Annotated in this window: 19 protein-coding genes; 8 read left to right on the top strand and 11 right to left on the bottom strand. The window is 52.0% G+C overall.

The features are described 5' to 3' along the window. Window positions 1-2: 2 nt before the first annotated feature. Window positions 3-1,391, top strand: a complete 1,389-nt coding sequence (locus CRP01_RS05540; RefSeq protein ID WP_099149015.1) for a glycosyltransferase family 2 protein — start codon at window positions 3-5, stop codon at window positions 1,389-1,391. A gap of 29 nt (window positions 1,392-1,420) precedes the next feature. Here the strand turns inward: CRP01_RS05540 and CRP01_RS05535 are convergent, their stop codons facing one another. After that, window positions 1,421-2,914, bottom strand: a complete 1,494-nt coding sequence (locus tag CRP01_RS05535; protein WP_099149014.1) for a lipopolysaccharide biosynthesis protein — start codon at window positions 2,912-2,914, stop codon at window positions 1,421-1,423. A gap of 40 nt (window positions 2,915-2,954) precedes the next feature. On the opposite strand from CRP01_RS05535, the gene CRP01_RS05530 reads away from it, so the two are divergent. Together CRP01_RS05530 and CRP01_RS05525 are read left to right on the top strand one after the other, a co-directional pair. Then, window positions 2,955-4,013, top strand: a complete 1,059-nt coding sequence (locus tag CRP01_RS05530; protein WP_099149013.1) for a hypothetical protein — start codon at window positions 2,955-2,957, stop codon at window positions 4,011-4,013. Between the two features lie 17 nt (window positions 4,014-4,030). Then, window positions 4,031-4,600 (top strand): KdsC family phosphatase, encoded by a 570-nt coding sequence (locus CRP01_RS05525; RefSeq protein WP_099149012.1) that lies wholly within the window; start codon window positions 4,031-4,033, stop codon window positions 4,598-4,600. A 4-nt stretch (window positions 4,601-4,604) separates the two neighbouring features. Here CRP01_RS05525 and CRP01_RS05520 read toward each other — a convergent pair whose 3' ends face one another. Next, window positions 4,605-5,348, bottom strand: a complete 744-nt coding sequence (locus tag CRP01_RS05520; protein ID WP_099149011.1) for a glycosyltransferase family 2 protein — start codon at window positions 5,346-5,348, stop codon at window positions 4,605-4,607. 122 nt (window positions 5,349-5,470) lie between these two features. Between CRP01_RS05520 and CRP01_RS05515 the strand changes: the two genes are divergently transcribed. Next, entirely contained in the window at window positions 5,471-6,787 is a 1,317-nt protein-coding gene (locus CRP01_RS05515) for a glycosyltransferase family 4 protein (protein WP_099149010.1), read from the top strand. A gap of 84 nt (window positions 6,788-6,871) precedes the next feature. On the opposite strand, the gene CRP01_RS05510 is transcribed toward CRP01_RS05515, so the two are convergent. The 4 genes from CRP01_RS05510 to CRP01_RS05495 form a co-directional block, all read right to left on the bottom strand. After that, window positions 6,872-7,825: a hypothetical protein gene (locus CRP01_RS05510; RefSeq protein WP_099149009.1), complete on the bottom strand. Its 954-nt coding sequence runs from the start codon at window positions 7,823-7,825 to the stop codon at window positions 6,872-6,874. Between the two features lie 239 nt (window positions 7,826-8,064). Then, window positions 8,065-10,941 carry a TonB-dependent receptor gene (locus CRP01_RS05505; protein ID WP_099149008.1) on the bottom strand — a complete coding sequence of 959 codons (2,877 nt, stop codon included), beginning with the start codon at window positions 10,939-10,941 and terminating at the stop codon, window positions 8,065-8,067. A gap of 99 nt (window positions 10,942-11,040) precedes the next feature. Next, entirely contained in the window at window positions 11,041-15,408 is a 4,368-nt protein-coding gene (locus tag CRP01_RS05500; protein ID WP_233752633.1) for a T9SS type A sorting domain-containing protein, read from the bottom strand. 161 nt (window positions 15,409-15,569) lie between these two features. After that, a complete protein-coding gene (locus CRP01_RS05495; protein WP_099149007.1) occupies window positions 15,570-16,256 on the bottom strand; it encodes a hypothetical protein in 687 nt (228 codons plus the stop codon). Between the two features lie 251 nt (window positions 16,257-16,507). Between CRP01_RS05495 and CRP01_RS05490 the strand changes: the two genes are divergently transcribed. Beyond that, window positions 16,508-16,873, top strand: a complete 366-nt coding sequence (locus CRP01_RS05490; protein ID WP_099149006.1) for a four helix bundle protein — start codon at window positions 16,508-16,510, stop codon at window positions 16,871-16,873. An 89-nt stretch (window positions 16,874-16,962) separates the two neighbouring features. Here the strand turns inward: CRP01_RS05490 and aceK are convergent, their stop codons facing one another. Together aceK and CRP01_RS05480 are read right to left on the bottom strand one after the other, a co-directional pair. Then, window positions 16,963-18,693, bottom strand: coding sequence for a bifunctional isocitrate dehydrogenase kinase/phosphatase (aceK, locus tag CRP01_RS05485; RefSeq protein WP_099149005.1), 1,731 nt, complete (start codon window positions 18,691-18,693; stop codon window positions 16,963-16,965). 63 nt (window positions 18,694-18,756) lie between these two features. Further along, entirely contained in the window at window positions 18,757-19,203 is a 447-nt protein-coding gene (locus CRP01_RS05480) for a heme-binding domain-containing protein (protein ID WP_099149004.1), read from the bottom strand. 359 nt (window positions 19,204-19,562) lie between these two features. Between CRP01_RS05480 and lnt the strand changes: the two genes are divergently transcribed. The 3 genes from lnt to CRP01_RS05465 all read left to right on the top strand — a co-directional run bounded on the left by lnt (window position 19,563) and on the right by CRP01_RS05465 (window position 23,155). Further along, complete coding sequence (gene lnt / locus CRP01_RS05475; protein ID WP_099149003.1) at window positions 19,563-21,386, top strand: apolipoprotein N-acyltransferase; 1,824 nt, start codon at window positions 19,563-19,565, stop codon at window positions 21,384-21,386. 71 nt (window positions 21,387-21,457) lie between these two features. Then, entirely contained in the window at window positions 21,458-22,462 is a 1,005-nt protein-coding gene (locus tag CRP01_RS05470) for a sensor histidine kinase (RefSeq protein ID WP_099149002.1), read from the top strand. Window positions 22,463-22,471: 9 nt separating this feature from the next. After that, complete coding sequence (locus CRP01_RS05465; protein WP_099149001.1) at window positions 22,472-23,155, top strand: response regulator transcription factor; 684 nt, start codon at window positions 22,472-22,474, stop codon at window positions 23,153-23,155. Between the two features lie 32 nt (window positions 23,156-23,187). Here the strand turns inward: CRP01_RS05465 and CRP01_RS05460 are convergent, their stop codons facing one another. The 3 genes from CRP01_RS05460 to pckA all read right to left on the bottom strand — a co-directional run bounded on the left by CRP01_RS05460 (window position 23,188) and on the right by pckA (window position 26,675). Continuing rightward, window positions 23,188-23,931 (bottom strand): EI24 domain-containing protein, encoded by a 744-nt coding sequence (locus CRP01_RS05460; RefSeq protein WP_099149000.1) that lies wholly within the window; start codon window positions 23,929-23,931, stop codon window positions 23,188-23,190. 149 nt (window positions 23,932-24,080) lie between these two features. Then, on the bottom strand, window positions 24,081-25,034 hold the full coding sequence (locus CRP01_RS05455; RefSeq protein ID WP_099149164.1) for an L-threonylcarbamoyladenylate synthase: 954 nt from the start codon (window positions 25,032-25,034) through the stop codon (window positions 24,081-24,083). A 48-nt stretch (window positions 25,035-25,082) separates the two neighbouring features. Next, window positions 25,083-26,675, bottom strand: a complete 1,593-nt coding sequence (gene pckA, locus CRP01_RS05450; protein ID WP_099148999.1) for a phosphoenolpyruvate carboxykinase (ATP) — start codon at window positions 26,673-26,675, stop codon at window positions 25,083-25,085. Window positions 26,676-26,716: the final 41 nt, after the last annotated feature.

Below are 26,716 nucleotides of genomic sequence, written 5' to 3'. Positions count from 1 at the left end.
TTATGGCTTTACTCACGGTATATATCACTAACTACAATTACGGAAAATACATCCGTAAAGCGATCGAGAGCGTCTTTCAGCAGAGTTTCCAGGACGTGGAGCTACTCATCATCGATGACGGCTCAACAGATAATTCCAAGGAGATCATCGAGCAGTACGCCGATCGTCCCAATGTACGGGTGATCTACCAGCAGAATAAAGGCCTGAACATTACCAACAATATTGCGCTGCAACTCGCCAACGGCCGCTACATCATGCGGCTGGATGCCGATGATTACCTGGTGGCCGATGCCCTGGAGAAAATGGTGAATATCCTGGAAGCTGATCCGGAGATCGGTCTGGTATTTCCGGATTATTACCTGGTCGATAAAGACGAGCACGTATTAGCAGAAGTGAAACGTCACGATTTCCATAAGGACGTCAGCCTGCTGGACCAGCCGGCCCACGGCGCCTGCACCATGATCCGCACGGATTTTTTGCGGGCTATCGGCGGCTACGATGAGGCCTATTCCTGCCAGGATGGCTACGAGCTCTGGATCAAGTTTATTGCCAAATACCGGGTCGCCAATATCGGTGAACCCCTGTTCTTCTACCGGCAGCACGGGGAAAACCTCACCACCAATGAGGAACGGATCCTCGATACCCGGCGTACGATCAAGCGTGATTTTATTACTAAAAATGCCCTGGAATTGCCGCGCACGGTAGCGGTTATTCCGGTGCGTAATTCCATGCTGAACGGCCGGAGCCTGGCCTTTACCGAACTGGGAGGGAAAAGCCTGCTGGATCTCAAGATCGAGGCCGCTTTGAGCAGCCCGCTGATCAGTAAAGTCCTGCTTACTTCCGCCGATCGGGAAATTGCGGACTACGTACGCAAGCATTACGCGAAGGAAGATAAGGTACTGTTCGTGGACCGACCAACCGCTTTGGCCCGGCACAACGTTTCTCTGGAAGGAACGATCGAACATGCACTGGCCGTTCCGGAAGTTCGGGAACTATCCGTTGGGGCCTTCCTGATCCTGCCCATCGAATTCCCATTTATTCGAACGGAGCATATCGAGGATGCCATCAATACGCTGGTGATCTTCAATGCCGATTCCGTGATCAGCGTACGGATTGAACGGGCGACCTTTTACCAGCACCACGGTGGTGGTATGGTGCCCATCCTGCAACAGGATCAGTTTACGCGACTGGAACGGGAAGCGCTCTACAAACACGTGGGTGGGATCACACTCGCCTACGTAAATACGCTGGAAAAAAATCAAAAGATCCTGGCCGGCAAAGTCGGACATGTCGTAGTGGACCAGGCCGCCTCCCTGGGCATCTCTTCGGTTTATGAACTGGAAGTGGCGCGTTTCTGGCAATCCCGGCAGGAGCGGGTAACGGCTGGTTGATGGCTGCTTATTCAGAATTTTTCAAAGTCTCAACTTCCGAATTTCCCACCCAAGATCCGCTTCACTGCATCATTGAATTGCGGAGACAACTTCCAATAATATACCGGTACCAAAAAGCAGACGGCAACCGCCGCACCGCGGTAAATTAAATTCAATAAAGGATAACTTGTGGTTGGTAACAGGAAACCGATCGCTACCGCCAATCCGGCGATCAGCAATACCCAGAGTGTACTCCAGGTAAAGGGAAGCATGTTGAAACGGTATTGAACATAGATCGTGCGCAACACATTGTAGGCGATCAGGGAAAAAGCCGTAGCGGAGGCCGCACCGGCCATACCGAAACGTGGGATAAGTAGGAGGTTGAGTAAGATATTGACCGCTCCCAGGAATACGATGAAATAGACGTTTACCCGGTATCTTTCCGAATACTGAATGATGTGGCCGTTGACGCTGGTACCCATATCGACGATCCGGCCGGCCCCGAGGATCAGAACCGGTATATAGGCTCCCAGAAGTGTTTCATTATCCACGAAGCTGCAGAGGTCCGGAAAGTTGACCGCGACTTCAATCAGCAGGAAAAGCCCGGCGATGAGCAGTAGGAGAGAGGTCTGCTGGTAAATGGTCTGGATCGGATCCGTATCCCGGTTCTGCCACCGGTCGGCAATGATCGGAGCCGTAATGTTCATAATGGAGCGTTGCGGAATGGTAATGACCATGGTAATGGTGATCGCCATGCCGTAGACCCCGGTGTCGAACAGGTCACTCATATTGCCCATCATGAACAGGTCCAGTTGCAGGGCCAAAACACCCCCGAGGCTACCCAGCATACTGAATCCGGCGAAATCGGCCATCGGTCGCAAATGCTCCCAGATCTTTGCCTGCGGTCGGTGCAGATGCAACTCTTCCAGACGATGCAGGTACAGGAGCAGGAAAATAACGATCACCACGTAAGCCAGCAGGAAAATTCGAACGATCCATTCCAGACTTAAAAAACCGTAGGCAAACAGCAGGATCAAAGCCGGTAAAACCAGTTTCAGGAACAGATCGTGGACAATGGCGGGAATAACGATACGCTGAAAATTCGAAATATAGTTCGTCAGCATATTGACCAGGACCAACAGGTAGGTAAGCGGAATGAAATACCACAGATACCGGACGCCTTCCTCCATCTCTTCCCGCTGGGATTGCAGGTAAGCAAAGATCTGATCCCAGAAAACAAAAGCCAGCAGGGCAAAGACCAGATAGGCCAGGCTTGCGGCCACAAACAGGAAGCTGAGAAAGCCGTGGTGCTTGCGATCTTCCGTTTTAAACACGGGGAAATACCGGACGGTGAGGTTTTGAATACCCCAATTAGCCAGGGGCAGGAAAAGCAGACCGGAAGCTTTGATATACTGGATCAGACCGTAGGCCGCAGTGGCCTCGTCGGAAATGTCGTAAACGAACAGCGTGCTCAGTATCCCGATGGCCGCACCGAAGTAATTGACCACACTATTTTTGATTCCCTGCCTTTGAATGATCCCCATTGCTTACTTTTGCGTGGACGAAATTAAGCATTATTTGAGTATGCAGAAAAATCTTTTCATTGTCCACAGCAGTATTACCCTCCGGATGGCCCGGGCCGTGGTCCAATACGAGCAACTGGCGATGGAAGATTGCATTTTTCTCCTGGACCGGGGCTATCGGATCGACCAAAGTGCCGCCCGCACCTACGATATCAGTGATCTGAGCCTGTCGGTCTTTCGCTGGCAGGGGCGGGAAAAATTGTGGCAAACCTTTCAAACCAATCGGCGGCACCACGCAGAACTCCGTCGACTGCTGGAACAGGAGGTCGGAGCAAGTTATCAATTGTATTTACCGCACTCCTGGTCGTATACCTACCTGGCATTGATCCTGCACCCATTATGCAAACGGTACTTTTTCATTGAAGAAGGTACCCTGACGTATAATCCGGATCTGAGTATTTATGACCATCATCCTGCTCTCTTGCGGCACGCTGCGCTGAAGGCCCTGCTGACCGCCTGCCTGGGACCACAATTTCCGGTGTTTCCCCAACCCCTGCAATTTGATCATCCCAAATACGACGGTTGTTACGGGATCAGCGAGCAGTCCTTTCCAACTTTGCCGGCGGCCGGCAAACACGTATTGCCGCCACCATTTGAGCACCATCCGGCCTATGAGGATATCCAGCACATCCTGATACCTGGGCCCTGGATCGAACTAAATTATTGCACGGTAGAGCAGTACCGGACTCTGAAAACGGCACTCTTTCAGTATTTCGTGGATCAGGGCATCCGGACTTTACATGTGAAATTCCATCCGCTGCAATACCACCGGCAGGAGTCTATGCCGGTTTTCTACGAAATAGCCGGCCAGTTTGCCGATCGCATTGAGTTGGTGGAATTGCCCGCCGACACTTCTCCGGAGGAGATCGCATTCAGTAGTTCCGCCGATTTCTATCTGGCCTATAGCAGTGTTACAATTTACGCCAGCCAGTTCGGATGCCGGGTGCTTTCCTACGCCCGGCCGATGTACGCGCATTGGCCGGCCTTCCGCCGGGTATTTGACAATCTGCCCGCGGTAGTTACCGAAAATATGAGTTTCCTGGACCTCGAACTGTCCTGAATTGAAAGCACATTTGTATGAAGAAAAAACTTGATGCCCTGTGGCAACGGCTTCGCGGAACGAACCCAAAAGTCTCCGACCAGCGATTGCGAGGGATTGGCGGCGTCCGGCTCGTGATCTCCGATGTGGACGGTGTGCTGACGGACGGCAGCATGTACTATACGGAAAACGGCGACGAAATGAAGCGCTTCCACACCTACGACGGCATGGCCTTCAATCTACTGCGGGATAAGGGCATTAAAACCGCGCTGATCACTTCCGAGGATACCAATATGGTAGCCAACCGGGCCCGGAAACTAAAGATCGATTATCTCTACCAGGGGCGCCGTCACGGTGGGAAATTGTCGGCGATCGAGGAGATCTGTCGCAAGGAAAATATCACTCTGCGGGAGGTGATCTATATCGGCGATGATATCAATTGCCGGGAAGCACTGCAGGCGGTTGGTTTCGCTTTTTGTCCGGCCAATGCCCTGCCGGATATCAAGGCTTTACCTAACGTTATTCAACTGGAAAAACGGGGAGGGGAAGGAGCTGTGCGGGAAATGTACGAACGTTTCCTGCGCCCCCAGATCGATCCTTTGCCCTAGCCGGCTACCAGTCAATCCCGTTGCGCAGTTTCCACTGGATCACCTTTAACCAGTTGATCTTCCGGTCGCTGTAGTGGTTAAAATAGCGACTGACCTCCCAGACCAGTCTTTTCCTTTTCAGAAAACTCTGCCGGGCCACAAAAGAGGTCTCGTGCGGCCGGTAAAAAGTCAGCGGCTGCTGGAGAATACGGCGACGGCCACTGATAATGCTGCGCACGTGGATGCGGTTATCAAACCAGATCAACGGAAAATCCTCATTGATCGGAAACATACCGGCCAGGAATTCCCGCTGGGCCACCAGGCAACTGGTAGTCGCAATATACCCCACGATAAAACGATCGGTAACATCCTCCAGGCCGGGATTCGGAATGAGCGGTTCTCCGGGGGTGTAGGAATGTGCCAACAGATCAAAGGGGGAGCGTTGGTATTCCCGAACTACGGTTTCAATTTTTTTCGGCAAAAAGGCATCGTCTCCGTCCAGTAAGCAGATCAGTTCCCCGCTGGATTGGAAAAAGGCTTCCTGGATAGCGTGGGCCTGGTTGAGCATGGAGGTCTTGCCGTAATTCGGAGCGTGGATCAGGCGCACTTCCGGGAATTTGGCGATCTCTTCCAGTGAATGATCGGTGCTGCCGTCATCGTATACAATTACCTCCAGTTCGTGCTCCGTTTTCTGCGAGAAGACACTTTCCAGGCATTCGGCCAGGTAGGGGCCGTTGTTGTAATTGTTGATGAGTACGCTTACTTTCATGGGCAGTCCGTAATTTTTTACGAATGTCAGTATTTAAGCCGAATGGATCAAATCTTCCGGCCGTCAATTCCTTGTATCGTCAAATCATCGGATAATCAAACAATCCTCCCTATTTTTGCCGCATGCAAGATTCGCGAAAGAAAGTACTCATCATATCGTATTACTGGCCGCCCAGCGGGGGCATTGCGGTGCTGCGCTGCCTGAAGTGGGCCAAATACCTGCGGGAATTCGGCTGGGAGCCCGTGGTATTTACCGCCGAAGATGCGCACTATCCCAGCCTGGATCCCAGCAATGAAAAAGATATTCCGGAAGGCATGACGGTGCTGCGGGGCAAGATCTTTGAGCCCTATGCACTTTACAAGCGATTCACCGGTCAGGACAAAGACGCCAACGTCAATAATGTTTTTTACGTACAGGACGAGCAGCCCGGCTGGACTCACCGCTTTTCCGTCTGGGTGCGCAGCAACTTTTTCATTCCCGACGCCCGGGCCATGTGGATCCGGCCATCCGTTCGGTTCCTGCTGGACTACCTGCAGGAGCATCCCGTAGATGCCATCGTTTCCGACGGGCCACCGCACAGCAATACCCGCATTGCAACTCTGCTCAAACAAAAGACCGGTATACCCTGGCTGGCGGATTTTCAGGATCCCTGGACGCAGGTGGACTATTACCAGATGTTATCCCTGACTTCCTGGGCGGATCGCAAGCACCGCCGACTGGAACAGGAAGCATTCCGTGCGGCCGATAAAACGACGATCGTGAGCCCGAGTTGGAAAGCAGAACTGGAAAAGATCGGTGCCCGCAATGTGTCGGTGATTCCCTGGGGATACGATCCGGAGGATTTCGAGAATATCGAAGCGGCCGCGGTGTCCGGGTTCACTTTTATGCACCTCGGTATCATGGGGCACGATCGCAATCCGGAAACGTTCTTCAGAGTATTGCGGGAGATTAGCGAGGAATACGAAGATTTCCTGCAACACCTTCGTCTCGAACTGGTCGGGCAGGTAGATTTCTCCGTACAGGAAGCTTATTCGATGGAGGGCCTTTCGGAACAGGTTACGCTACCGGGCTCGGTTCCCCGGGGCCGGGCGTTGGAATTAACCGCCGGTAGTCCGGTTTTACTATTGTTGCTGAACAAGCAGGATAACGTACAAGGCCGGATTCCCGGTAAACTATTTGAGTACCTGGCGGCCCGCCGTCCGATCCTCGTGCTGGGCCCTCCGGATAGCGATGTAGCGAATATCGTGCGGGAAACCGCCAGTGGCGTAACCTGTGATTACGAAGATGCAGCGGGGATCAAAGAGGCCGTACTGAAGTTATACCAACAGTATCTGGCGGGCAGCCTGCAAAAGCCACTGCGGGGAGAGATCGAACAATATTCCGTGCGAAACCTTACCCAGCGGCTTGCCACCTATCTGGACGAGATCACCGATCAATAGGAGAGGGAACCGGTAAAATAAAACACCGGACAGGAGATTGATTCCCCTGTCCGGTGTTAGTAGATCTTGCGGCGAGCCCGGTCATCAGACCGTCAGCCAGCGCATCACATAGACCAGTGCAATACTCACCACCAGGCCGAAGAATACCTTGGCCAGATCCGAGCCCAGCATTTTCCAGGTATTGCCTTCCACTTTCTTGCTGAGTTGATAGCGGATGGCAATCTCCCGACCCGCCAATAACCCGATAAATACCCAGGTGGTAGACATTGGGATATTGCTCATTTCTTTGAAGAAAAAGAGCACCGTACCGTAAGTGAAGTCAATAATGGTAGCCGAACGGATATCGATCGTATTCGTCTTGGCCTTCACGATCTTTTGGATGGAACCACCGCGGCTGTAAAAGATATAGCCTAAGAGCGCCAGCAGAATACTTAGCGAAATAGTGATCTCCTTTCCGCTGAGATCGCGGGGCAGATAAACGAAGATATTGGCAAAATCCTGAATGAGCCACATACTCCAGAGATAACCCGTTGCGCACCATTGCAGCACCGTCCACAAGGTTTTCTCCCGTTTCTTGATGGTGGTTTCGATGAAGCGTTTCTCGACAGTTTTGGTGATCAGGAAGTACAGCAACAGGGCCACCCCGAAGGCTACGACATAGCCCAGCAGGGATTTTTCCACCATATCCTGCAGGTTCTTCGGATTGAAAAAGGTAAGGATCAAAAAAGAAGTAGATACCGGTATACCCGAGCGGGTCAGTACCATCAGGATCAAAGGCGGTAAGAGATAAGGCCAGCTCAGGTCTTCGATGAAAGGATATTTATCCAGACGACCGTAGGAGACATCCCCCTCGTAATTGGCCCAGCCGATCAGCAGCGTAACCGCCAGAATACCACCGGCATAGATCCAGAGGACATACCAGGGACGTTCTTCGTTGGAAGAAAGAAAAGTTCCGAGAGTTTGAATGCTATCGTTACCAACTACCGAATAGCCGGCCAGGATAAAACCCAGCCACATGATCATCGTTGTATAGTCCATTAATGGTCGATTAGTATTTTGTTCCGGGGCATTGGGCTAAAAATAAGGATTCACTACTAGAATCTGGGATTCTGACAGTTTACTTTTTTATTAAATTGATTTTGGCGGCCAGATGTTCTACGCCGAAAACCATCCTGAGTAATTTCCCAGGATGGTTTTGGTTGAAAATGAGGACAAAGCACCTCAGATCTTTGCGGACCTGAGGTGTACTTTGCTATATAAAACAATCTAGTGCCACATTAAATGCCGTAGGAAAATCCAAGGCTAATCTCACGTCCACGCTGGTAGCGGGAGTAGATGTATTCCTGACCGTTGAATTCGGAATAGGTCTCGTAATCCGGGTTCAGAATATTTCTGGCCCGGAGCTTAAGCTGAAAGTGGCCGAACTTCTTGCTGAGCGAAAAGTCCAGTTGCGGACGGCCGCGCTCGTACAGGTCGGGAGTACCTTCCACACCGGTGGTGAAAAGGCGGTCGCCGAAGAAGTTGAAAGCCAGAATAGCATCCCAGCCGGCATCGCGGTTAACGTAGTTCAGGTTGGCGTTGGCCACCAGTGGAGACTGTCCGGCAAACGGACGGGTATCCGGGAAATTCGGGTCAACGTCACGGTTTTTCTCCAGCTCGATCGGATCGAGTGCTACCTGGGAATAGATCAAAGCCAGGTTACCGCTGAAGCTCAGGTTCTGCAGTTTGGGCGAAATGAAGTCCAGTGCTTTCCGGAATTCCAGCTCCGCACCGAAAAGTTCGGCATCCGTCGTGTTCACCCAGGTAAACTGGGGGTTGCCGGCCGGACGGAAGGTTCTTACGATAGGATCTTTGAACAGCTTGTAGAAACCGCTGACGGCGAACAGCTCACCGGGTTTCATGTACAGTTCGTACCGAAGATCCACGTTATTCACGCGGGAACGGGTCAGGTTCGGGTTACCGAAAACGGGAGGGTCACCGATGAAACCGAAAGAACCGAAAGGTGCGATCTCCCGCATGTTCGGACGCGCCAGGGTGTTACTGTAGCTGGCCCGCAGATTGGCATTCTCGGACAGGGAATAAACGAAGTTCGCTGCCGGCAGAATGTCTAACTCGTCGATTGCACCGCGGAACAGTTCCGGGTTCGGGTTGATCGCTGCGGCCTCACTTTCCACGAAGAAATCAGTAGCCTCCAGGCGGGCACCACCGATGAACTTGAAGCGGTCGTTGAAAGCGTAAGTCAGCATACCGTAGGTAGCCCAGATCTCGGTGTCCCCTTCGTAGATGTTGGCCAGGTTGGTGTCATCACTGATGTAAAGACCGATGATGTTCTGACCGTTTTCTCTTTGTCCGATCACACCGGTATTACCGGCACCGAAATAGTCTCCAGCATCGCCGGCGAACTGAGCGCCCTGAGCGTTGAATACGTTGTAGATATTCTCGGCGAAGTTCCGGTTCTTGGTAGAATACAGACCGCCGATCTTAAGCTTATTGGCGCTGTTGGCATTTTGCAGGAAAGGGATCGTGATGTCCAGCTTTCCTTCGAATGACTGGTCTTCCAGATTCCGGTAGTAGTGACCGGGAGTCAGGTAGAGGGAAGTCGCAATAGCGTAGAGATCCCGACCCGGCTCGTACTGGTTTGCAAAGAATCTCAGATCGGGCTCCTGCTGTGAGCTTTCCACCAGACTGGCGGCCCATTCGATCTTCAGGTTATTCGCTCCGGGAAATACGTGCTGGCCGTTCACTACGTAGTCCAGCAGTTCCCGCTCCATAAAACCAAGGGTATTGGAATAGAAGATCTTATTGGGTTCGGCCAGGCCGTAGTCCCGGTAACTTCCTTCCAGGGTTCTGGTCGTCTGGAAGCCCTGATGGCTGTACAGCGTATAGAAGCTGATCTCGTTATTCGGAGAAGGTCTCAGTGACAGACCGAACAATCCACCCAGACTGGGGGCCTGTTCGCTGCGCGTATCCCGCAGATTGAAGTTTTCCTGCAGGGTAGTAGTCGCACCGCCGGTGTTCACGTAGTTGGCCCGCAGTGCGTTTTCGTAGTGATTGTATTCGTTGGAGTAGTTCATCGTCAGCAATACACCGACGGGCATTTGTCCCAGGTTAAATTGATTACCTAGGTTGAAAGACAGACTGTAATCCAGCGGAGTGCTGGTGGTGGTCGGCGTGAACTGACGGCTAAAGTCATTGGCCACTTCGTCCAGCAGACGAGCCACCTCATTGTCCCGGCGCGCGGCGGCAGATGCAGAGCGATCCAGGATATTCTCCTGGGCGAGTACCGGGTTGTTCAGGGAAGCCGGAGCGTCCAGGGTACCGTCATTGAATCCCAGACCGGCTTTCTTGCCGGCGTCGAAAGTCAGAAAGTTATTTTTGAAAGAGCTCTGCGTGTTATAAGAGGTCGAAACGGAGAGTCCGTAGGTAAACCGCTCGGGCAGGGTCTTGATCTTGATATCCACGTAACCTCCGGTGAAGTCACCCGGCAGATCCGGGGTGAACGTCTTGGAAGCAATGATGTTATCCAGCAGATTGGTGGGGATCAGGTCCAGTTGCGCACTGTTGCGGTAGGGATCCACACTCGGCAGGCGAGTGCCGTTCAGAGAAGTAGAAGAGTAGCGATCACCCAGTCCCCGCACGTAAACGTATTTACCGTCTACGATGGTGGTACCGGTCACTTTGGTCAATGCGGCGGCCGCACTACCGGCACCCAAACGGGAAATTTCCTGGGAAGAGATACCGTCCTGGATCTTATCGGACTTCTTTTGCAGCAGCAGTACTGCGTTTTCCGAGCGTTCGATCGCTTTGGCGGTCACTACGACATCCAGTTCCAGTTCCACGGCCTCATCCGAAAGCGAAGCATCCAGATAGGTCGTTTCGTTGGCCTTGATCTCTACATCCGTAATTTTCTTTGAGTTGTAACCCAGATAGTCAATACTGATGGTATAGATGCCGGGATCGGCACTGAATTGGTACTTCCCGTCAAAGTCGGTGGAAGTACCGATGGTGGTGTTCTCGATGACTACCGTGGCCCCGATCAGAGGCTCGCCGGAATTTTCATCGATAATGGTACCACTGATAGCGCCTTTCTGGGCAGACAAGCTCACCGAAAGGCAACTAAAAAGTAATGCGATTAGAAAAAACGATTTTCTCATTGTGATTAATTTGCACTAGATTGATTTAAGTTTCGCCGGCAGCTTTCAATTCCGCTGCCGGCGAATTTTTTTGCCGGGCGCTTACCCGGTCGGTATGTTTTATCGAGTAACGATCATCTTGTGGGTCAGTACCGTGTTGCTGTTTTGCATGATCACGAAGTAAGTACCCATGGCCAGGTTCGATACGTCGAATGTATACTGGTGTTCACCCGTTCCGAAGTAATGATTAGCCAGTTCAGTGCGGATCAGTCTTCCGTTCAGGTCTACAATGTACAGGTTGATGTTATCTGATTGATCCAGAGAGAATTTCAGGCTGGTTTCGAAAGAAGCCGGGTTCGGTACCGGAGCTTCGAAAGTCAGACCTTCTTCGATCTTAACGCGGTCTTCGGTGCTGCTCAGAATATCACCGATATAACCATAAGCATAAATAGCGGTCCAATTGTTCGCCCAAAGCGCTGCAGCCGGATCAAAAGCACCGTGATAATTCACCGGAGTGAAGAAAGGATCATCCAGAGAGATGGCGTTTCCGATAGCGGGGCCGTCAGCCGGACGGGGATCAAGTCCCATATCGGTATCGCGGCTGATACCACCCAAGAGGGGATCGACGCTTTGGTTGCCGTCGGCTACCAGGGTTGCTACCAGGTCCTTATCATCATCCAGAGGCACTTCACCGTTGTCTACGAGTGTTACGAAGTCAGCCAGTTCGGTACCGGCACCGAAATTCCACCAGATGTTGTTGATCAGCGCCAAGCTATCCTGGGCGAAATTGTTGTAAGCGTCTTCTTCCGTGTCGAGGCGATCTTCGATGGCCAGTCCCAGGTTCGGGTAGTCGGTGAAAATGCTGTTGTAGTAGAAACCACCCGCATTGTCACGGAACAACAGACCGATATCGTTACCTTCTTCGCCGGGGGTAGCGCTTACTCCCGATCCGATGTAAGTTGCATTGGAAATGGTCGGTTTGGCGTAAGGAGCCTGACCGTCGGGGCTGGCACCGTCCATTTCGGCACTGCGACCGGCCAGATCCGTATCGTGGATACTGAACCAGAACTGGCCGCGTCCGCGCCATCCGTAATCGTAGTCAAAGCCGTCGTCCTTACAGAAAGCTACAATGGCGTGTTTTACGTCTACCGTACCCCCGAAGAATTCAATACCGTCATCATCGTTGGCGAATACTTCCACGTATTCGATGATGGTACCGCTCCCGACACCACCGAGCGTAAGACCGTTGATCTCACTACCGTTGTCGAGGATATCGCCACCGTGGCGGATAGAAATGTAGCGCAGCACACCGGAATTGTCTTCGTTGTCGGTTCCACCGTAGCGGGCTCTTTCCTGATCAGCGGGGATCCCTTCGATGTTGTCCGTACCACCCGGGCGGGCAATAACGGCATCACCCAGAAGGATCAGACCACCCCAGAATCCACGGTCAGAAGCGAACAGGTCGGTATCGTCATCCAGGTCATCATCCTCAGCGGTGAAGATGATCGGGTTGTCGGGAGCACCTTCGGCGTAGATCTGAGCGCCTACCGTAATGATCAGGGCGGAGGAAGCGTCACCGGTAGTGGTTTCGGCTTTACCTTTGATCACGGTGCCGGGTTCGATATTCAGTACACCACCAGCTTCCAGGAATACGTATCCGTCGAGCAGGTAGCAGTTGTCGGAAGTCCAGTTGTAAGTCTGACCGCCTACCAGATCGCTGTCTTTGATCACGATAGGGTTGCTGCAGTCAGTAGTTTGTTCGATCACCAGGTCACCCAGGTATCCGTATTCATCCAGAGCCGTCCAGCCGGTCAGCCAGTTGTTCTGATTGTTGAAAGCACCGCGGAAAGTAATCTGGTCGAAGAATGGGTCTTGCGGGATAGAACCACCGCTCAGAGCGGGGCTGCCACCGTTCGGGCGCGGATCCAGTCCACCGTCCGTCAGACGACTGATACCGGCCAGGAATGGATTTTCGAGCGTGTTACCGCTGTTGGTCAGGATAGAAAAGAGGTCTTTATCGTCATCCAGAGGAATTTCGCCGTTATCTACCAGCGTAGCAACATCTTCCAGCGTATTGCCGGCACCGAAGGCCCACCAGATGTTATTGATCAGCGCGAGGCTGTCCTGAGTCAGGTTGTTGTAGGCGTCCTGTTCGGTATCCGTGCGGTCTTCAATTGCGAGTGCGAGATTAGGGAAATCGGTAATGATACTGTTGTAGTGCAAACCACCGGCATTATCCCGGAACAGCAATCCGATATCGTTACCTTCTTCACCCGGAGTGGAATTAATACCGGATCCGATGTAAGTAGCATTATAGATAGTCGGTTTGGCGTAGGGAGACTGACCGTCGGGGCTGGCTCCGTCCATTTCTCCACCGCGACCGGCGAGATCGGAATCGTGAATGCTGAACCAGTACTGGCCGCGTCCGCGCCATCCGTAATCGTAGTCAAAGCCGTCGTCCTTACAGAAAGCTACCGTCGCGTACTTAACGTCTACCGTACCACCGAAGAATTCAATACCATCATCGTCGTTAGCAAAAACTTCTACGTATTCGATCAGCGTACCGTTTCCGACACCACCGAGGGTCAGACCGTTGATCTCACTACCGTTGTCGAGAATATCACCACCGTGGCGGATGGAAATATGGCGAAGGATACCGGAGTTGTCGGCATTATCCGTACCACCGTAACGGGCTCTTTCCTGATCGGCCGGGATACCTTCGATGTTATCGGTACCACCCGGGCGGGCAATCACCGCATCACCCAGGAGGATCAGACCACCCCAGAATCCGCGATCGGACGCCAGCAGGTCTGTGCTGTCTTCCAGGTCGTCATCTTCTGCAGTGAAAATGATTGGGTTGTCGGCCGTACCCATAGCGTAGATCTGTGCACCCACCGTAATGATCAGGGCGGAGGAAGCATCACCGGTAGTGGTTTCGGCTTTACCTTTGATCACGGTGCCGGCCTCTATATTCAGTACACCACCAGCTTCCAGGAATACATAGCCATCCAGGATGTAGGTGTTGTTGGAAGTCCAGTTATACACCTGATTACCCATCAGGTCGCCGTCATTGATCACGATCTCCGCACCGGAAGGTGCTACTACCAGATCACCCAGATAGCCGTAAGCATCCAGGGCCGTCCATCCCAGCAGCCAGTTGCTCTGGTTGCCGAATGCACCGCGATAAGATACCTGATCGAAATAAGGATCAGTCGGGGCTACACTGCCGGTCAGGGCCGGGCTTTCAGCGTTCAGCCGTGGGTCAAGTCCACCGTCCGGCTGACGGCTTACACCGGCCAGGGTTGGATTGACGATGGTGTTGCCGTCGGCAGTCAGGGTAGCGATCAGTTCCATGTCGTCGTCCAGGGGCACTTCACCGTTGTCCACCAGCGTGGCGATGGTCTCAAAGGTGCTACCGGCTCCGAAGTCCCACCAGATATTGTTGATCAGCGCCAGGCTGTCTCTGGTAAAGTTGTTGTAAGCATCTTCTTCCGTATCCAGGCGGTTCTCAATGGCGAGCGCCAGGTTCGGATATTCGGTAATGATACTGTTGTAGTAAAAACCACCGGCGTTGTCGCGAAACAGGAAGCCGATATCGTTACCTTCTTCGCCCGGAGTGGCTGATACACCGGAACCAACATAAGTGGCGTTGTAAATTGTCGGTTTGGCAAAAGGAGCCTGACCGTCGGGGCTGGCACCGTCCATTTCGGCTCCACGTCCGGCCAGATCCGTATCGTGGATGCTGAACCAGAACTGGCCGCGACCGCGCCATCCGTAGTCATAGTCAAAGCTGTCGTCTTTACAGAAGGCAACTACAGCGTGTTTCACATCTACCGTTCCGCCAAAGAATTCAATACCGTCGTCATCGTTAGCGTATACTTCTACATATTCGATCGTAGTGCCGTTGCCTACACCACCCAGGGTCAGACCGTTGATCTCACTACCGTTGTCGAGAATATCACCACCGTGACGGATGGAAATGTAGCGGAGCACACCGGAGTTATCCGCGTTATCGGTACCACCGTAACGGGCTCTTTCCTGGTCCGCCGGGATACCTTCAATGTTGTCCGTGCCACCGGGACGGGCAATAATTGCATCTCCGAGGAGAATTAAACCACCCCAGAAACCGCGATCCGATGAAAGCAGGTCGGTTCCATCGGCAATATCGTCGTCTTCTGCGGTGAAAATGATTGGGTTGTCGGCTGTACCTTCAGCAAAGATCTGAGCGCCTACCGTGATGATCAGAGCAGAGGATGCATCTCCGGTAGAAGTTTCAGCTTTCCCCTTAATAACTGTGCCAGCTTCGATGTTCAGTACACCGTCTGCTTCGAGGAACACGTAACCGTCCAGCAGGTAGGTTGTATCTGCAGACCAGTTGTAGGTCTGACCTCCAATGAGATCAGCATCGTTAATGGTGCGCGTCTGAGCCATCAGGCCGGAGCTGAACACCATTATAAAGGCGAAAAGCGTGTAGAATCTTAGATTCATAATTATTCGTAGTTAGATAGTTTTCAAAACCAGGGCAAAAGTCGCGCTGGCATATAAATTGTGGATTAAGACTGTGTTAACTAATTGTAAAGCGGACACTAAGTCGGTTTTACATTAGAAATTCCCTATGTACTTTTGATTTTATTGAGGCTGGCAAAATTTTATCCTGCTTCTAATTCATTGTTTTTCAATCCATTCATTTCTATATCCGCTAAATGCCAGTAGGCGTCGATCATCATTCCCGCAGCAATGACAAACAGGACGATACTGGAGATCATACCCAGCCCGGCGTCGAGCTGAACGTAGTGGGTTAACTGGATGATAAAGGTGGTCAGGAGACTGAAAAAATTAAGCAACAGGATGCCCAACAGGGGCTGACAGAAGGCCCGGATCCGGCTGCGGATCAGACCGGAACGCCACAACAAGCGGACCAACAGTAAATTTCCGCTGATGGAGCTCAAAACGGCCAGCGTCACGGCCGAACTATGAATATTGCGGAGTACGCGCAGGCTCAGGTAAGCCTCGCTAAACTGGTAAATGCACAACAGCAGCAGGATCACCCCACCGATGCAATAAGCGGTCATTTCCCGTCGCCGGCTTTCCAGTGGGCCTGCATTTATTCTGCTAAGAAAAAATTCCAACATGATGAGTAAACTAAACGCAATCTGCACGGTAGCTACGCCGAGGAGTAAAGCGCTTCCGCTGCGGAGACAGCAGTAAAGTGAGAAGACTACGAGGATCCAGGCGGCCAGGCTGGTGAGGATAAATCCGGAGGAACGACCGAAATTCAGCCGGCCGGATGCAGGGTAGTGGAGGATTGGACTGATCAATTGGATAAAGCGTGCCATGTGTTCTATTGTGACAGCGCAAAGGTCCAATCTAATTGTAAAGTGAAGATTAATGGAATATTAAGAATGGGGATTTACGGGGGACGGTTGACGGTTGATGGTCGACGGTCGACGGTCGAGGGTTGACGGGGGACGGTGTTTGATGGTCGACGGTTGACGGTGGTAAACGGTGGGTTGGTGGTTGAGGGTTGACAGGGAATGAAGGATTGCCTAAATTGAAAACTGATTTTAACGCGTAATCTCTGATAAATATGGGGAATTTTAAAGATCTCCGCGTCTGGCAGGACGCTATGGAACTGGTCGTGGATATTTACCAAATTTGTAGAACTGATGCTTTTGCCCGGGACTACGGACTCCGCGATCAACTCCAAAGATCTGCCGTTTCCATCCCGTCAAATATTGCGGAAGGTGATGAAAGAGGCACAAATAAAGAGTCTATTCGATTCTTCAATATCGCTAAAGGCTCTGTCGCCGAGACCATTACGCAGCTGCTTATTGCTTACAGAGTCGGGTACTTAGATGAAAAGGAGTTACACCAGCTGGAAGAGAAAGCTGAAAAGATCCGGGCCTCTCTCAAAAATCTCATCAAGGCCAGAAAAAATACCTCCTACCGTTAATTTTTACCACCGTCCACCGTCAACCGTCCACCATCCACCGTCGACCCTCAACCATCCACCGTCGACCGTCGACCGTCAACCATCGACCGTCAAAGATTATAAACCTTCGAAAACCGAAGCCGCTGACGATAAGGATACACATCAACCAGTTCGTCACGTTTCAGGCGTTCCTGCACATCGATCCAGTATTTGGCGGTAAAGAGGTTGCCGTGCAGCCGTTGGAAGATATCGCGGATCTCCTTGCGGCCGATCAGGAAGCGGGGAAATTCCTCTGGAAAAACATCCATTGGGCCGACCGAATACCAGGGCTCCCCGGACATTTCCTGCTCGATATCGCGGGCGGGCGGAATGATCCGGAAGTTGTAGTCCGTAAGGAATCCGATCTCATCGTAATCGTAAAAGACCACCCGGCGGAGTCGGGTTACCCCAAAGTTCTTCAGCAGCATATCGCCGGGGAAGATATTGACCGCCGCCATTTGTTTGATCGCTTTTCCATACTCGTTGATCACTTCCTCGGCCTCTTCGATCGTTGCCGTTTCCAGGTAGAGGTTCAGCGGCACCATGCGTTTCTCCACGTAGAGATGCGTGATCTGGATGGTCTCATCGGTTAGCAGGATCTTGGAGGGGGCATCTTCCAGCAGTTCCTCGATCAGTTCCTCGGAGAACCGGTCCCGTTCGAAGACGAAATTCTCGAACATGTGACTATCCGCCATGCGTCCTACCCGATCGTGCGTGGAAACGAGCTGGTATTTTTCCTTGACCTCTTTTTCGGTTACTTTTTTCGGAGCCGGGAAGCGGTCCTTGATCACCTTAAAAACGAAGGGGTAGGAGGGAAGGGTAAACACGATCATCACCAGACCTTTGATACCCGGCGCACTGATGAACTTATCCTCCGTCATATACAGGTGGCGCAAAAAATCCCGGAACATTACGGTTTTGCCGTGCTTTTCAAATCCGATCGAGTTGTAGAGCTCGCCCATGCTTTTGGTTGGCAGGATGGTGCGCAGAAAGTCCACCATTTCGCTGGCGATATCCGTATCGGTCAGGAAATAGGAACGGTTGTAACCGAAAATGGAGCTTACATCGTTGATCTCCAGCAGTACCGTATCCGCAAATATGCCTTTCTCTTTGTGTAACAGTGGAATAACGAATGGCCAGGAGTGCTCTTCCAGCATGAGCCGCCCCACAATATAGGCGGCCTTATTGCGGAAAAAGAGCGCCTTCAGCAGCTCGATCCGCGAGTTATTCCCGTGGTAGTTGAGCGACTTCAGTTTCTTTTCCAGCGTATCGGAGATGTAGAAGATATCTCTTTCCAGATCTTCGTAGGGCGCATCGAAAGTGTAACAGGCAAACAACTGCCGGATGGTATGGTGGAACGGCTCTAGGAGATAAAGCGTGTGGTAAATGGGTACCCGGGATTTGAATTCCCGGTAGGTGCCGGTGGCCTGTACGTACATCAGTTCCTCGTCCACGCTGAGGCCTTTGTGGCTGTGCCGGAAGACGGAGTTGTAATAGGTCTCAGCGATATTTCGGGAGTTAAAATTGAAGATCTCCTCCGTGAACATCTGCTTGACCATATGCCAGGTGTCACGATGGTGCCGGTTCTCGCCCAGAAATTCCAGTACCTTTTCCGTGGTACTGCCCACCATATCGCGGTAGAGCGTGATCCGTTCGTTGGAATCGGCCTGGATGCCCTTCCAGTCTCTCCGCTCAAACCGGATCTTCGCCCGTTTGGTGATCCGTTTGTACTCGCGGTGATAAATGGTGTAATCTCCCAAAATGATGTGGGCGACGTCGTAGGGTATTAATTTTTCAAACATAGTATTACGGTATTCGATACGTGGTATCCGGTATTGGGGCTTTGGGTCGGGCGGTATTGTTCACTAACGCAGGGATGCAAACCAGTCCGCAAGTTGCTGCCGCTGGGTATCGCTGAGTTGTGCCTCACGGTGCACCCAGGTATAGGAGTCCAGCGGCATTTCTCCCTCGCGGGTCTCTTCTTCGCATTCTTCGAGTTTGTGGGCCTGCCTTTCGGCATCGTATTGCGCCCAGGTAGAAAAATTCAGATGCTCCCGGCCTTCGTTGATATGGTGCCGGATCCACCAACTGATGGGCGCTACACTGGTGTACCAGGGATAGGCCGTTTCGTGGGAATGGCAATCATAGCAGGCGGTACGCAGGGTGTTCTCTACATTGGTCGGTGGTTGTTTGATCTGAATGAAATCTTCTTCGGTGCGAACGGGTGGGTTAGTTTTATCGATTTGGAATAACTGGATGACTAATAAGAGACCGATTATTCCCAGTAAGATAGTTTTTACTTTTTTGGACATAGTGAAGTTGGAATTTTGGGGGAAGTTAATGATTTGTGTAATGTTTTAGCATTACACCATTAAAAACGTTTAATGTATTTCCTCTATTTGTAGAGGATCTGATTATTTACGGATCAGCCGCCCGGATCGTTAGTATCGTACGGTCTTTATTGGGTTACAGCTTGCTGGGAAAGCCAGCTGTGAGTGCTTCAGCCTGAAGCTCAGACGGCTATCCGGTCCGGTCCGGTCCGGAAATCTTAATTAAGAATTATAAATACAAATTTTGTGTTAATCCGAACCCGGAAAGCTAAAAGCAGGTAAAATTGTTGAGTTTTCTGCCGGACAATGGATAGCTTTGCCATTCAACCTTTCCTTCGAACATGCCAATAGCTCGTTTAATAAAGAAATGGACCTTACCGCTTTCCCTCATTTTGCTGGCCATTGCGCTGGGGATCGCTTTCAAACTGTTTAGTCTTACCGTCGAACACCGGCTCTGGGGCTACCGGCCCTTATTCATGTACCTCTTCGGCTGGGCGGGGATCGTCCTGTTCATTGCCTGGAACCGGGAACGAAAAGGACGCATATTTCACTGGCAACGGGTTGGGCTGGCCACACTCAGCGGCCTGATCCTGGGGCTGGGATTTCCGGGATTCATCCCCTTTCCCTGGCTGCTGTTCATCGCTTTCGTTCCCCTTCTGATCCTCGAAGATGCAGTGGATAAAGCCCGCGCTGCCGGCGAAAAAGTGAAACTCTTCCCCTACGCTTATCACATCTTCTTCATCTGGAATTCCATTGCTACCTTCTGGGTAACCAATACTGCACTGGCGGCTGGATTGTTCGCCATCGCGGTGAATGCACTGCTGATGTGGATCCCCATCTGGTTATTTCAGCAGACGAAACGCACGCTGCCCCGCTTCGGCCTGGTGGCCTTCATCGCTTACTGGCTGACGTTTGAATATCTGCATATGCATTGGGACCTTTCCTGGCCGTGGCTGAGCCTAGGCAATGCCTTCGCCCAGATGTACCCGACGGTGCAGTGGTACGAATATACCGGTGCTTTCGGAGGGTCTCTATGGATACTGCTGATGAATGTATTGCTGTTCCGCATCTGGCAGTTGCGGCAAAAAGGAGAAGCTGTTGCAATGGTAAAATGGGGGCAGGTGGCCGCCTTGGTGGTACTGCCCATCGCTATTTCATTGGCGCTTTACTACAGTTATCCCGAAACTTCCGCGGACCGGGAGGTAGTAGTGATCCAGACCAACTATGAACCCCATTACGAAAAATTCGACGGAAAAAGCGAGCGCGATCAGATCGAGGAGATCATTGCGATGATCAAAACTCAGATCGATGAGCAAACGGATTACGTTGTCCTGCCCGAAACGGTATTCGGGTATGCCCGAAAGGATGAGCTCAACCGTTATCCGGCGGTAGCCCAGTTGCGTACCGGACTGCAGGATTATCCGGGTTTGGTGCTGATCTCCGGATTACAGGCGCTGCACATTCTCGGAGCCGACGAACCGCATACCCGGGCAACGCGGGAAGAGCAGGATCGCAACGGCCAGACTTACTACCTGGAGATCTACAATGCGGCGGCTCAATTCACCATCGGGACCGAAGAAACGCAATTCTATAAAAAGTCTAAACTGGTACCGGGCGCGGAGATCTTTCCCTTTCCCTGGCTTTTCTTTTTTATGAAGCCGGTAGTAGACCAGCTCGGCGGTACAACTGCCGGGTTCGGTAGCCAGCCGGAACGGACGCCAATGATCAGTAACAAAGGGCGGATCGCACCGGTGATCTGTTACGAATCCATTTACGGGGAATACTTTGCCGGATACGTTCGACAGGGTGCCCAGGCGGCCTTCATCATGACCAATGACGGGTGGTGGGATAACACACCGGGCCACCGTCAGCACCTGTACTTCGCTTCGCTCCGCTCCATCGAGACCCGGAGGAGTATCGCCCGGGCGGCCAATGTTGGGCGGTCTGCTTTCATCAATGAGCGCGGCGACCGGGTAAGTTCCGCAAAATATGACGAAGCGGTGGCATTAAAAGATACCATCAGTCTAAACGACAGCATTACCTTTTACGTTAGATGGGGAGACCTGATCGCCCGGATCGCGCTGTTTTTATCATTGCTGTGTCTGGTGGGAATGATCGCCGCACGCTTAAAGGCCCGGGTAGATAAAGGTAATGCCGAAGCCTGAAAGCCGGCGGGAAAAATGCCCCCGGGAAAGAGGGAAATGCAGGATCGTCCCAATTTATCAACTTCCAAAAAATGACCAACATCCGTCTCAGAGTGCTTTCCTACATCGTGATCGCCTATATGTTGATGGCGTTCACCTGGTGGTCGGTATTGCTATGGAAGACCCTGGACGATGCTTTTCAGGCCAAAAGTGCATTTCTGAAGATCGGAATGATCGCCGAAGGCAAGATCCGCACCGAAATGGACTTTTACCAATCCCGGGAATACAACATCCTCGAGCAGCAGTATACCCGCCAGCAGTGGATGGTTGCCGGAGAAGGGCTCTTCTTCGTGATCAGTCTGGTGGTTGGTGTATGGCTGATCAACCGGGGATACAATAAAGAGGTGTACGCCACCCGGCAGAGCCGCAATTTCCTTCTGTCCATTACCCACGAACTAAAGTCGCCCATTGCGTCGATCAAACTGATCCTGGAAACTTTCCGCAAACGCCGGGACAAACTGGCCCCGGAGCAACTGGAAAAACTGACCAACAGCGGCCTGCGGGAAGCGGATCGTTTGAATATTCTGGTCAACGACCTCCTTTTATCCGCCAAGCTGGAGACAGCCTATCAGATCCACGCGGATCATTTCAACCTGGATGAATTGCTGGAAGACATGGTACAAAAGCTGGACGAAAAATATCCGGCGGTAGATTTTCAGTACCAATGCACCCCCCGGGACCTGAGTATCCATGCGGATAAGATGGGGCTTACTTCCGTTTTTATCAATTTATTGGAGAATGCGGTGAAATACTCCAAAGGCGATCAGCAGATCCGGATGACGGTGAGCGAGCACCAGGACGATATCCGCATTGAAGTGGCGGACAACGGTATCGGGATCAGTGATCAGGAGAAAGGCCGGATATTTGATAAATTTTACCGGGTGGGCAGTGAAGATACCCGTACAACCAAAGGGACCGGTTTGGGGTTGTTTATTGTAAAGGAGATCATCAAGGTCCACGGCGGTCGCATTCAGGTGTCCGATAATAAACCGAAGGGTACGGTATTCAGTATTACTTTACCCAAAATAGCAACATAAAATAGGATTATGGTTCGAATACTTTTGGTAGAAGATGAAGAAAGCCTGCGGGAATCCCTAAAACTCAATCTGGAGTTGGAGGATTACGAAGTAGTTGCCACCGATAATGGTAAGGATGCTATCAAATTTTTCCACGAACAGCATTTCGATCTGGCCGTACTGGACGTTATGCTGCCGGAGGTGGACGGATTTCAGATCTGCGAACAGATCCGGCTGACCAACATGGAAATGCCCGTTATCTTCCTCACTGCCAAAGATGCGGCCACCGATCGGATCGCCGGCTTGAAACGCGGTGCCGACGATTACATCACCAAACCCTTCAATCTGGAGGAACTGCTATTGCGGGTCAGTAATTTGATCCGCCGTACGAGCAAAGCGCCCGAGAACACCCCGGAAGTGTACGAATTCGGTGATAATCGCATCAACTTCGTCACCTACGAAGCGGAAGCCAAAGGTAAAACCTTTTCCCTGACGAAGAAGGAGGCAATGCTGCTCAAATTACTGATCGACCGGCGCAACGAAGTGGTCTCCCGGCAGCAGATCCTGCAGTCGGTATGGGGGTACGATGTCTATCCTTCCACCCGGACCATCGATAATTTCATCTTATCTTTCCGTAAATATTTCGAAGAAGATCCGAAAAATCCGCAGTTTTTTCTGTCCATTCGTGGAGTTGGGTACAAATTTGCCGGATAGGGCAATACTGCATTCAGACCGGGTTTTGTCCGTTAGACGATCTCGCGATCCAGACGTTTGATCACTTCCGGGGTAGCCGCTGCCGTACTCAACGGCAAAGCGAACAGAAAACCGATTCCCGTCATCAATAACAGGATGAAAACGGCTCCGATACCCAGCGCCAGTCCCCGATAGCGTCGCCCGAAATCAATACTTTCCCGTACCGAATAGTGTCGTTCCAGCGTGTAATCCATACTGCCGAAGCCGGCGTAATAGGACTGGACCAGAAAAATGGCCAGGGCCACAAAAGGACTGAAAAAGGGGATCAGCCCGATGAGGATCAGCAATACGGTAAAGAAAATTTCTCTGGAAATGTTTCGAAGTGCGATCCTCAGGCCGCGCATGATCTCCCGGACCATCCGGGCGGAGGAAAAAGAAGCGGCTTCGTAGTGGGGCGATAAGCGGCGTTCAATCCTTTCACTCATCTGGCTCATGAAAGGAGAGGCAAACGCCATCACCAGGTTTTTATACAGGATCAGTCCCAGGATGATGATGATAATGCTACCGATCACCGTACCGGCTTTGGCGACGGTTGCGGCTCCGGCTTCCCACGGATACCAGTCGATCAGCCAGCGGCCCAGATCATCGCCCAGGTTCCAGGCGACCGTAAAGATAATGCCGGCCAGCACGATACTGATCAAGGCCGGGATCAGGAAATAAGACCAGAGTCCCAGCGAACGGATCAACTGCAATGCCCGGCCGTAGGCAGAAAGACCGATGAAGAAATTTTTGATCATAATGACGGTATAGATTGAGCCTAATATTCCGGATAAATGACGAATACGCCGGATCCTTTTCTACGAATAGGCCGCTTTTTTAGAACAACTGAACCCCGCAAAAGTATCGGTCGGCAGTGATCAGCCCGGGAAATGTAACCCTGGTGGCCCTATTCTTCCGCACTGGCCCGTCGCAGCCGGTCATTGATGGCTCGTCCGAGGCCGGTTTCCGGAAAGGGTTCGGCCAGGATAAGATCGATATCCATCTGATCGAGCCGACGCATGGCGGCAAAGAGCCCCTGGGCGGCTTCCTGCAGATCGCCCGCCTGGGAGAGAATGATCTGTTGTTCGGCCGGTACGCCCGGCAAACCGGCACGGAAAGCGAGAATACCCAGTCGCTCTTTGGATTGACCGTTTTGCAGTTCACCAAGTACGCCCAGTCGCAGGGGAACCCGCGGGGCATAATGACTTTTCAACATGCCGGGTGCCTGGGGATTGGAGCTGGAATGCTCTTTGACCCGTACCGGTCCGACCACGGCCTCAATTGTTTCCACGGCCAGACCGCCTTTACGGAAAACGGTGATCTGATCTTGTTCCATACCCACTATTGTACTTTCGAGACCAACGGTGCAGGGGCCGCCGTCCAGGATATAATTGATCTTTTCCCCGAGCTGTTGCTCTACATGCTGGGCGGTAGTCGGACTGATATAGCCGAAGGGATTAGCGCTGGGCGCGGCCAGCGGAAAGGAAAGGCGCTCCAGTAAAGCCAGGCTCAACGGGTGCCTGGGAATACGCACGGCCACCCGCGGAGAACCCGCCGTGACCAGGTCCGGAATAACGGGAAGCTTGGGCACCAACAGGGTCAGGGGGCCGGGCATAAAACGGTCGGCCAGTTCCCGGAGTGGATCGGGCAGCGACTCCGTCCAGGCTGCGAGCCTGCTGACTGCGTTGGTATGAATAATGAGCGGGTCAAAGGCCGGTCGGTTCTTCACCGCAAAAATCTTGGTCACCGCCTTTGTACTCAGCGCATTACCCGCCAGCCCGTACACGGTTTCCGTGGGGATGGCGACGATTTCCTCAGCAGTCAGCAGTTGCGCAGCATAATCCAGGTCTTTGCCGATCATTAATTTTTTTGCCGGCAAAATTAACAATTTCAAACAGTCTCTCAACTTCTACACTTCCGCTTTTTGTTTTGGCCCGGCGGCCAGAATATTGGCATTAACGTTGGACTTGAACTGCTCGAAGTTTTCCTGGAACAGTCCGATCAGTTGTTCTTTTACCCGGTCGTACGCTTCGGGATCATCCCAGGTGGTTTTGGGCCACAGCAATTCGGCGGGTACGCCCGGACAGGAGGTCGGTACCTGGAAGCCGAAATGTTCGTCCCGGATCCATGCTGCATCCTCAAAGGCACCCTGGTGGATCGCATCGATGATGGCCCGGGTATATTTCAGTTTGATCCGGGAACCGGTACCGTAGCCGCCGCCGGTCCAGCCGGTATTGACCAGCCAGGCCGTCGCCTGGTGTTCTTTGAGCTTTTGTGCCAGCAGTTCGGCGTATTTATTGGGGTGCCACATCATGAAAGCGGCTCCGAAACAGGCGGAAAAAGTAGCCTGGGGCTCCGTGATGCCCATTTCCGTACCGGCCACCTTGGCGGTATAACCGGATATGAAATGATAGCTGGCCTGTTCGGGCGTCAGTTTGCTGACGGGAGGGAATACGCCAAAAGCGTCACAGGTCAGGAATATGATGTGTCCGGGATGGCCCGCTACGCACGGTATCTGGGTGTTTTCGATGTAATGGATCGGATAGGAAGCGCGGGTATTCTGGGTAATGGAAACATCATCATAATCTACCGCCCGGGTTTGCTCGTCGTAAACTACATTCTCCAGAATAGAACCGAAGCGAATGGCATTGTAAATATCCGGCTCGTTCTCCGCTGATAAATGGATGGCTTTGGCATAGCATCCACCTTCGATATTGAATACGCCGGTATCCGTCCAGCAGTGTTCATCATCACCGATCAGACGTCGCTTAGGATCCGCACTAAGGGTAGTTTTGCCCGTTCCGGAAAGTCCGAAAAGAATGGAAACGTCACCCGCTTCGCCAACGTTGGCCGAGCAGTGCATGGGTAATACGTTTTGGAGCGGCATCAGGTAATTCATGACGGAAAAAATGCCTTTTTTCATCTCCCCGGCATATTCCGTTCCCAGAATGACGATCTCTCTTTTTTCGAGATGGACATCAATGCTGGTTTTGGAGGTCATTTTCGTTGTGTAGCGGTTGGCCGGAAAATGGCCGCCGTTGAAGATCACGTAATCAGGTTCCCCGAATTCCGCCAGTTCCGCTGCGGTAGGCATGATCAGCATGTTCTGCATGAAGAGGGCGTGGTAGGCCCGCGTACAGATCACCCGTACTTTGATGCGGTAGCCCTTATCCCAACCGGCAAAAGCATCCACCACAAAGAGGTGCTCGCAAACATTGAGGTAATCAATGGCGCGTTCCCGGTTGATCATAAATATACGCTCATCCAGTTCGATATTAATGGGTCCCCAGTCGATATTGTTCTCGGAGTCAGGATGCCGCACTACACGTTTATCTTTAGGGCTACGACCGGTCTTTTTTCCGGAGTAGACCAGGAGAGCACCGGCATCCGAAATGGCGGTGCCTTTTTCCTTTTGTAATCCGATCTCGTAAAGTTTAGGGACGGAGGTGTTCCGGTAGATGGTTGCAACATCAATACCGTACTGTTCTAGATTGAAAGCCATGAGGTAAGGTTTTGGTTTTGAGTCTACCTACAATTTATCAT

Origin of the sequence: Flavilitoribacter nigricans DSM 23189 = NBRC 102662 (assembly GCF_002646595.1) — a bacterium.
GTDB classification, from domain to species: Bacteria; Bacteroidota; Bacteroidia; order Chitinophagales; family Saprospiraceae; genus Flavilitoribacter; species Flavilitoribacter nigricans.
The sequence above is the reverse complement of the archived record's forward strand: the minus strand, read 5'-3'. Positions and strand labels throughout refer to the sequence as shown.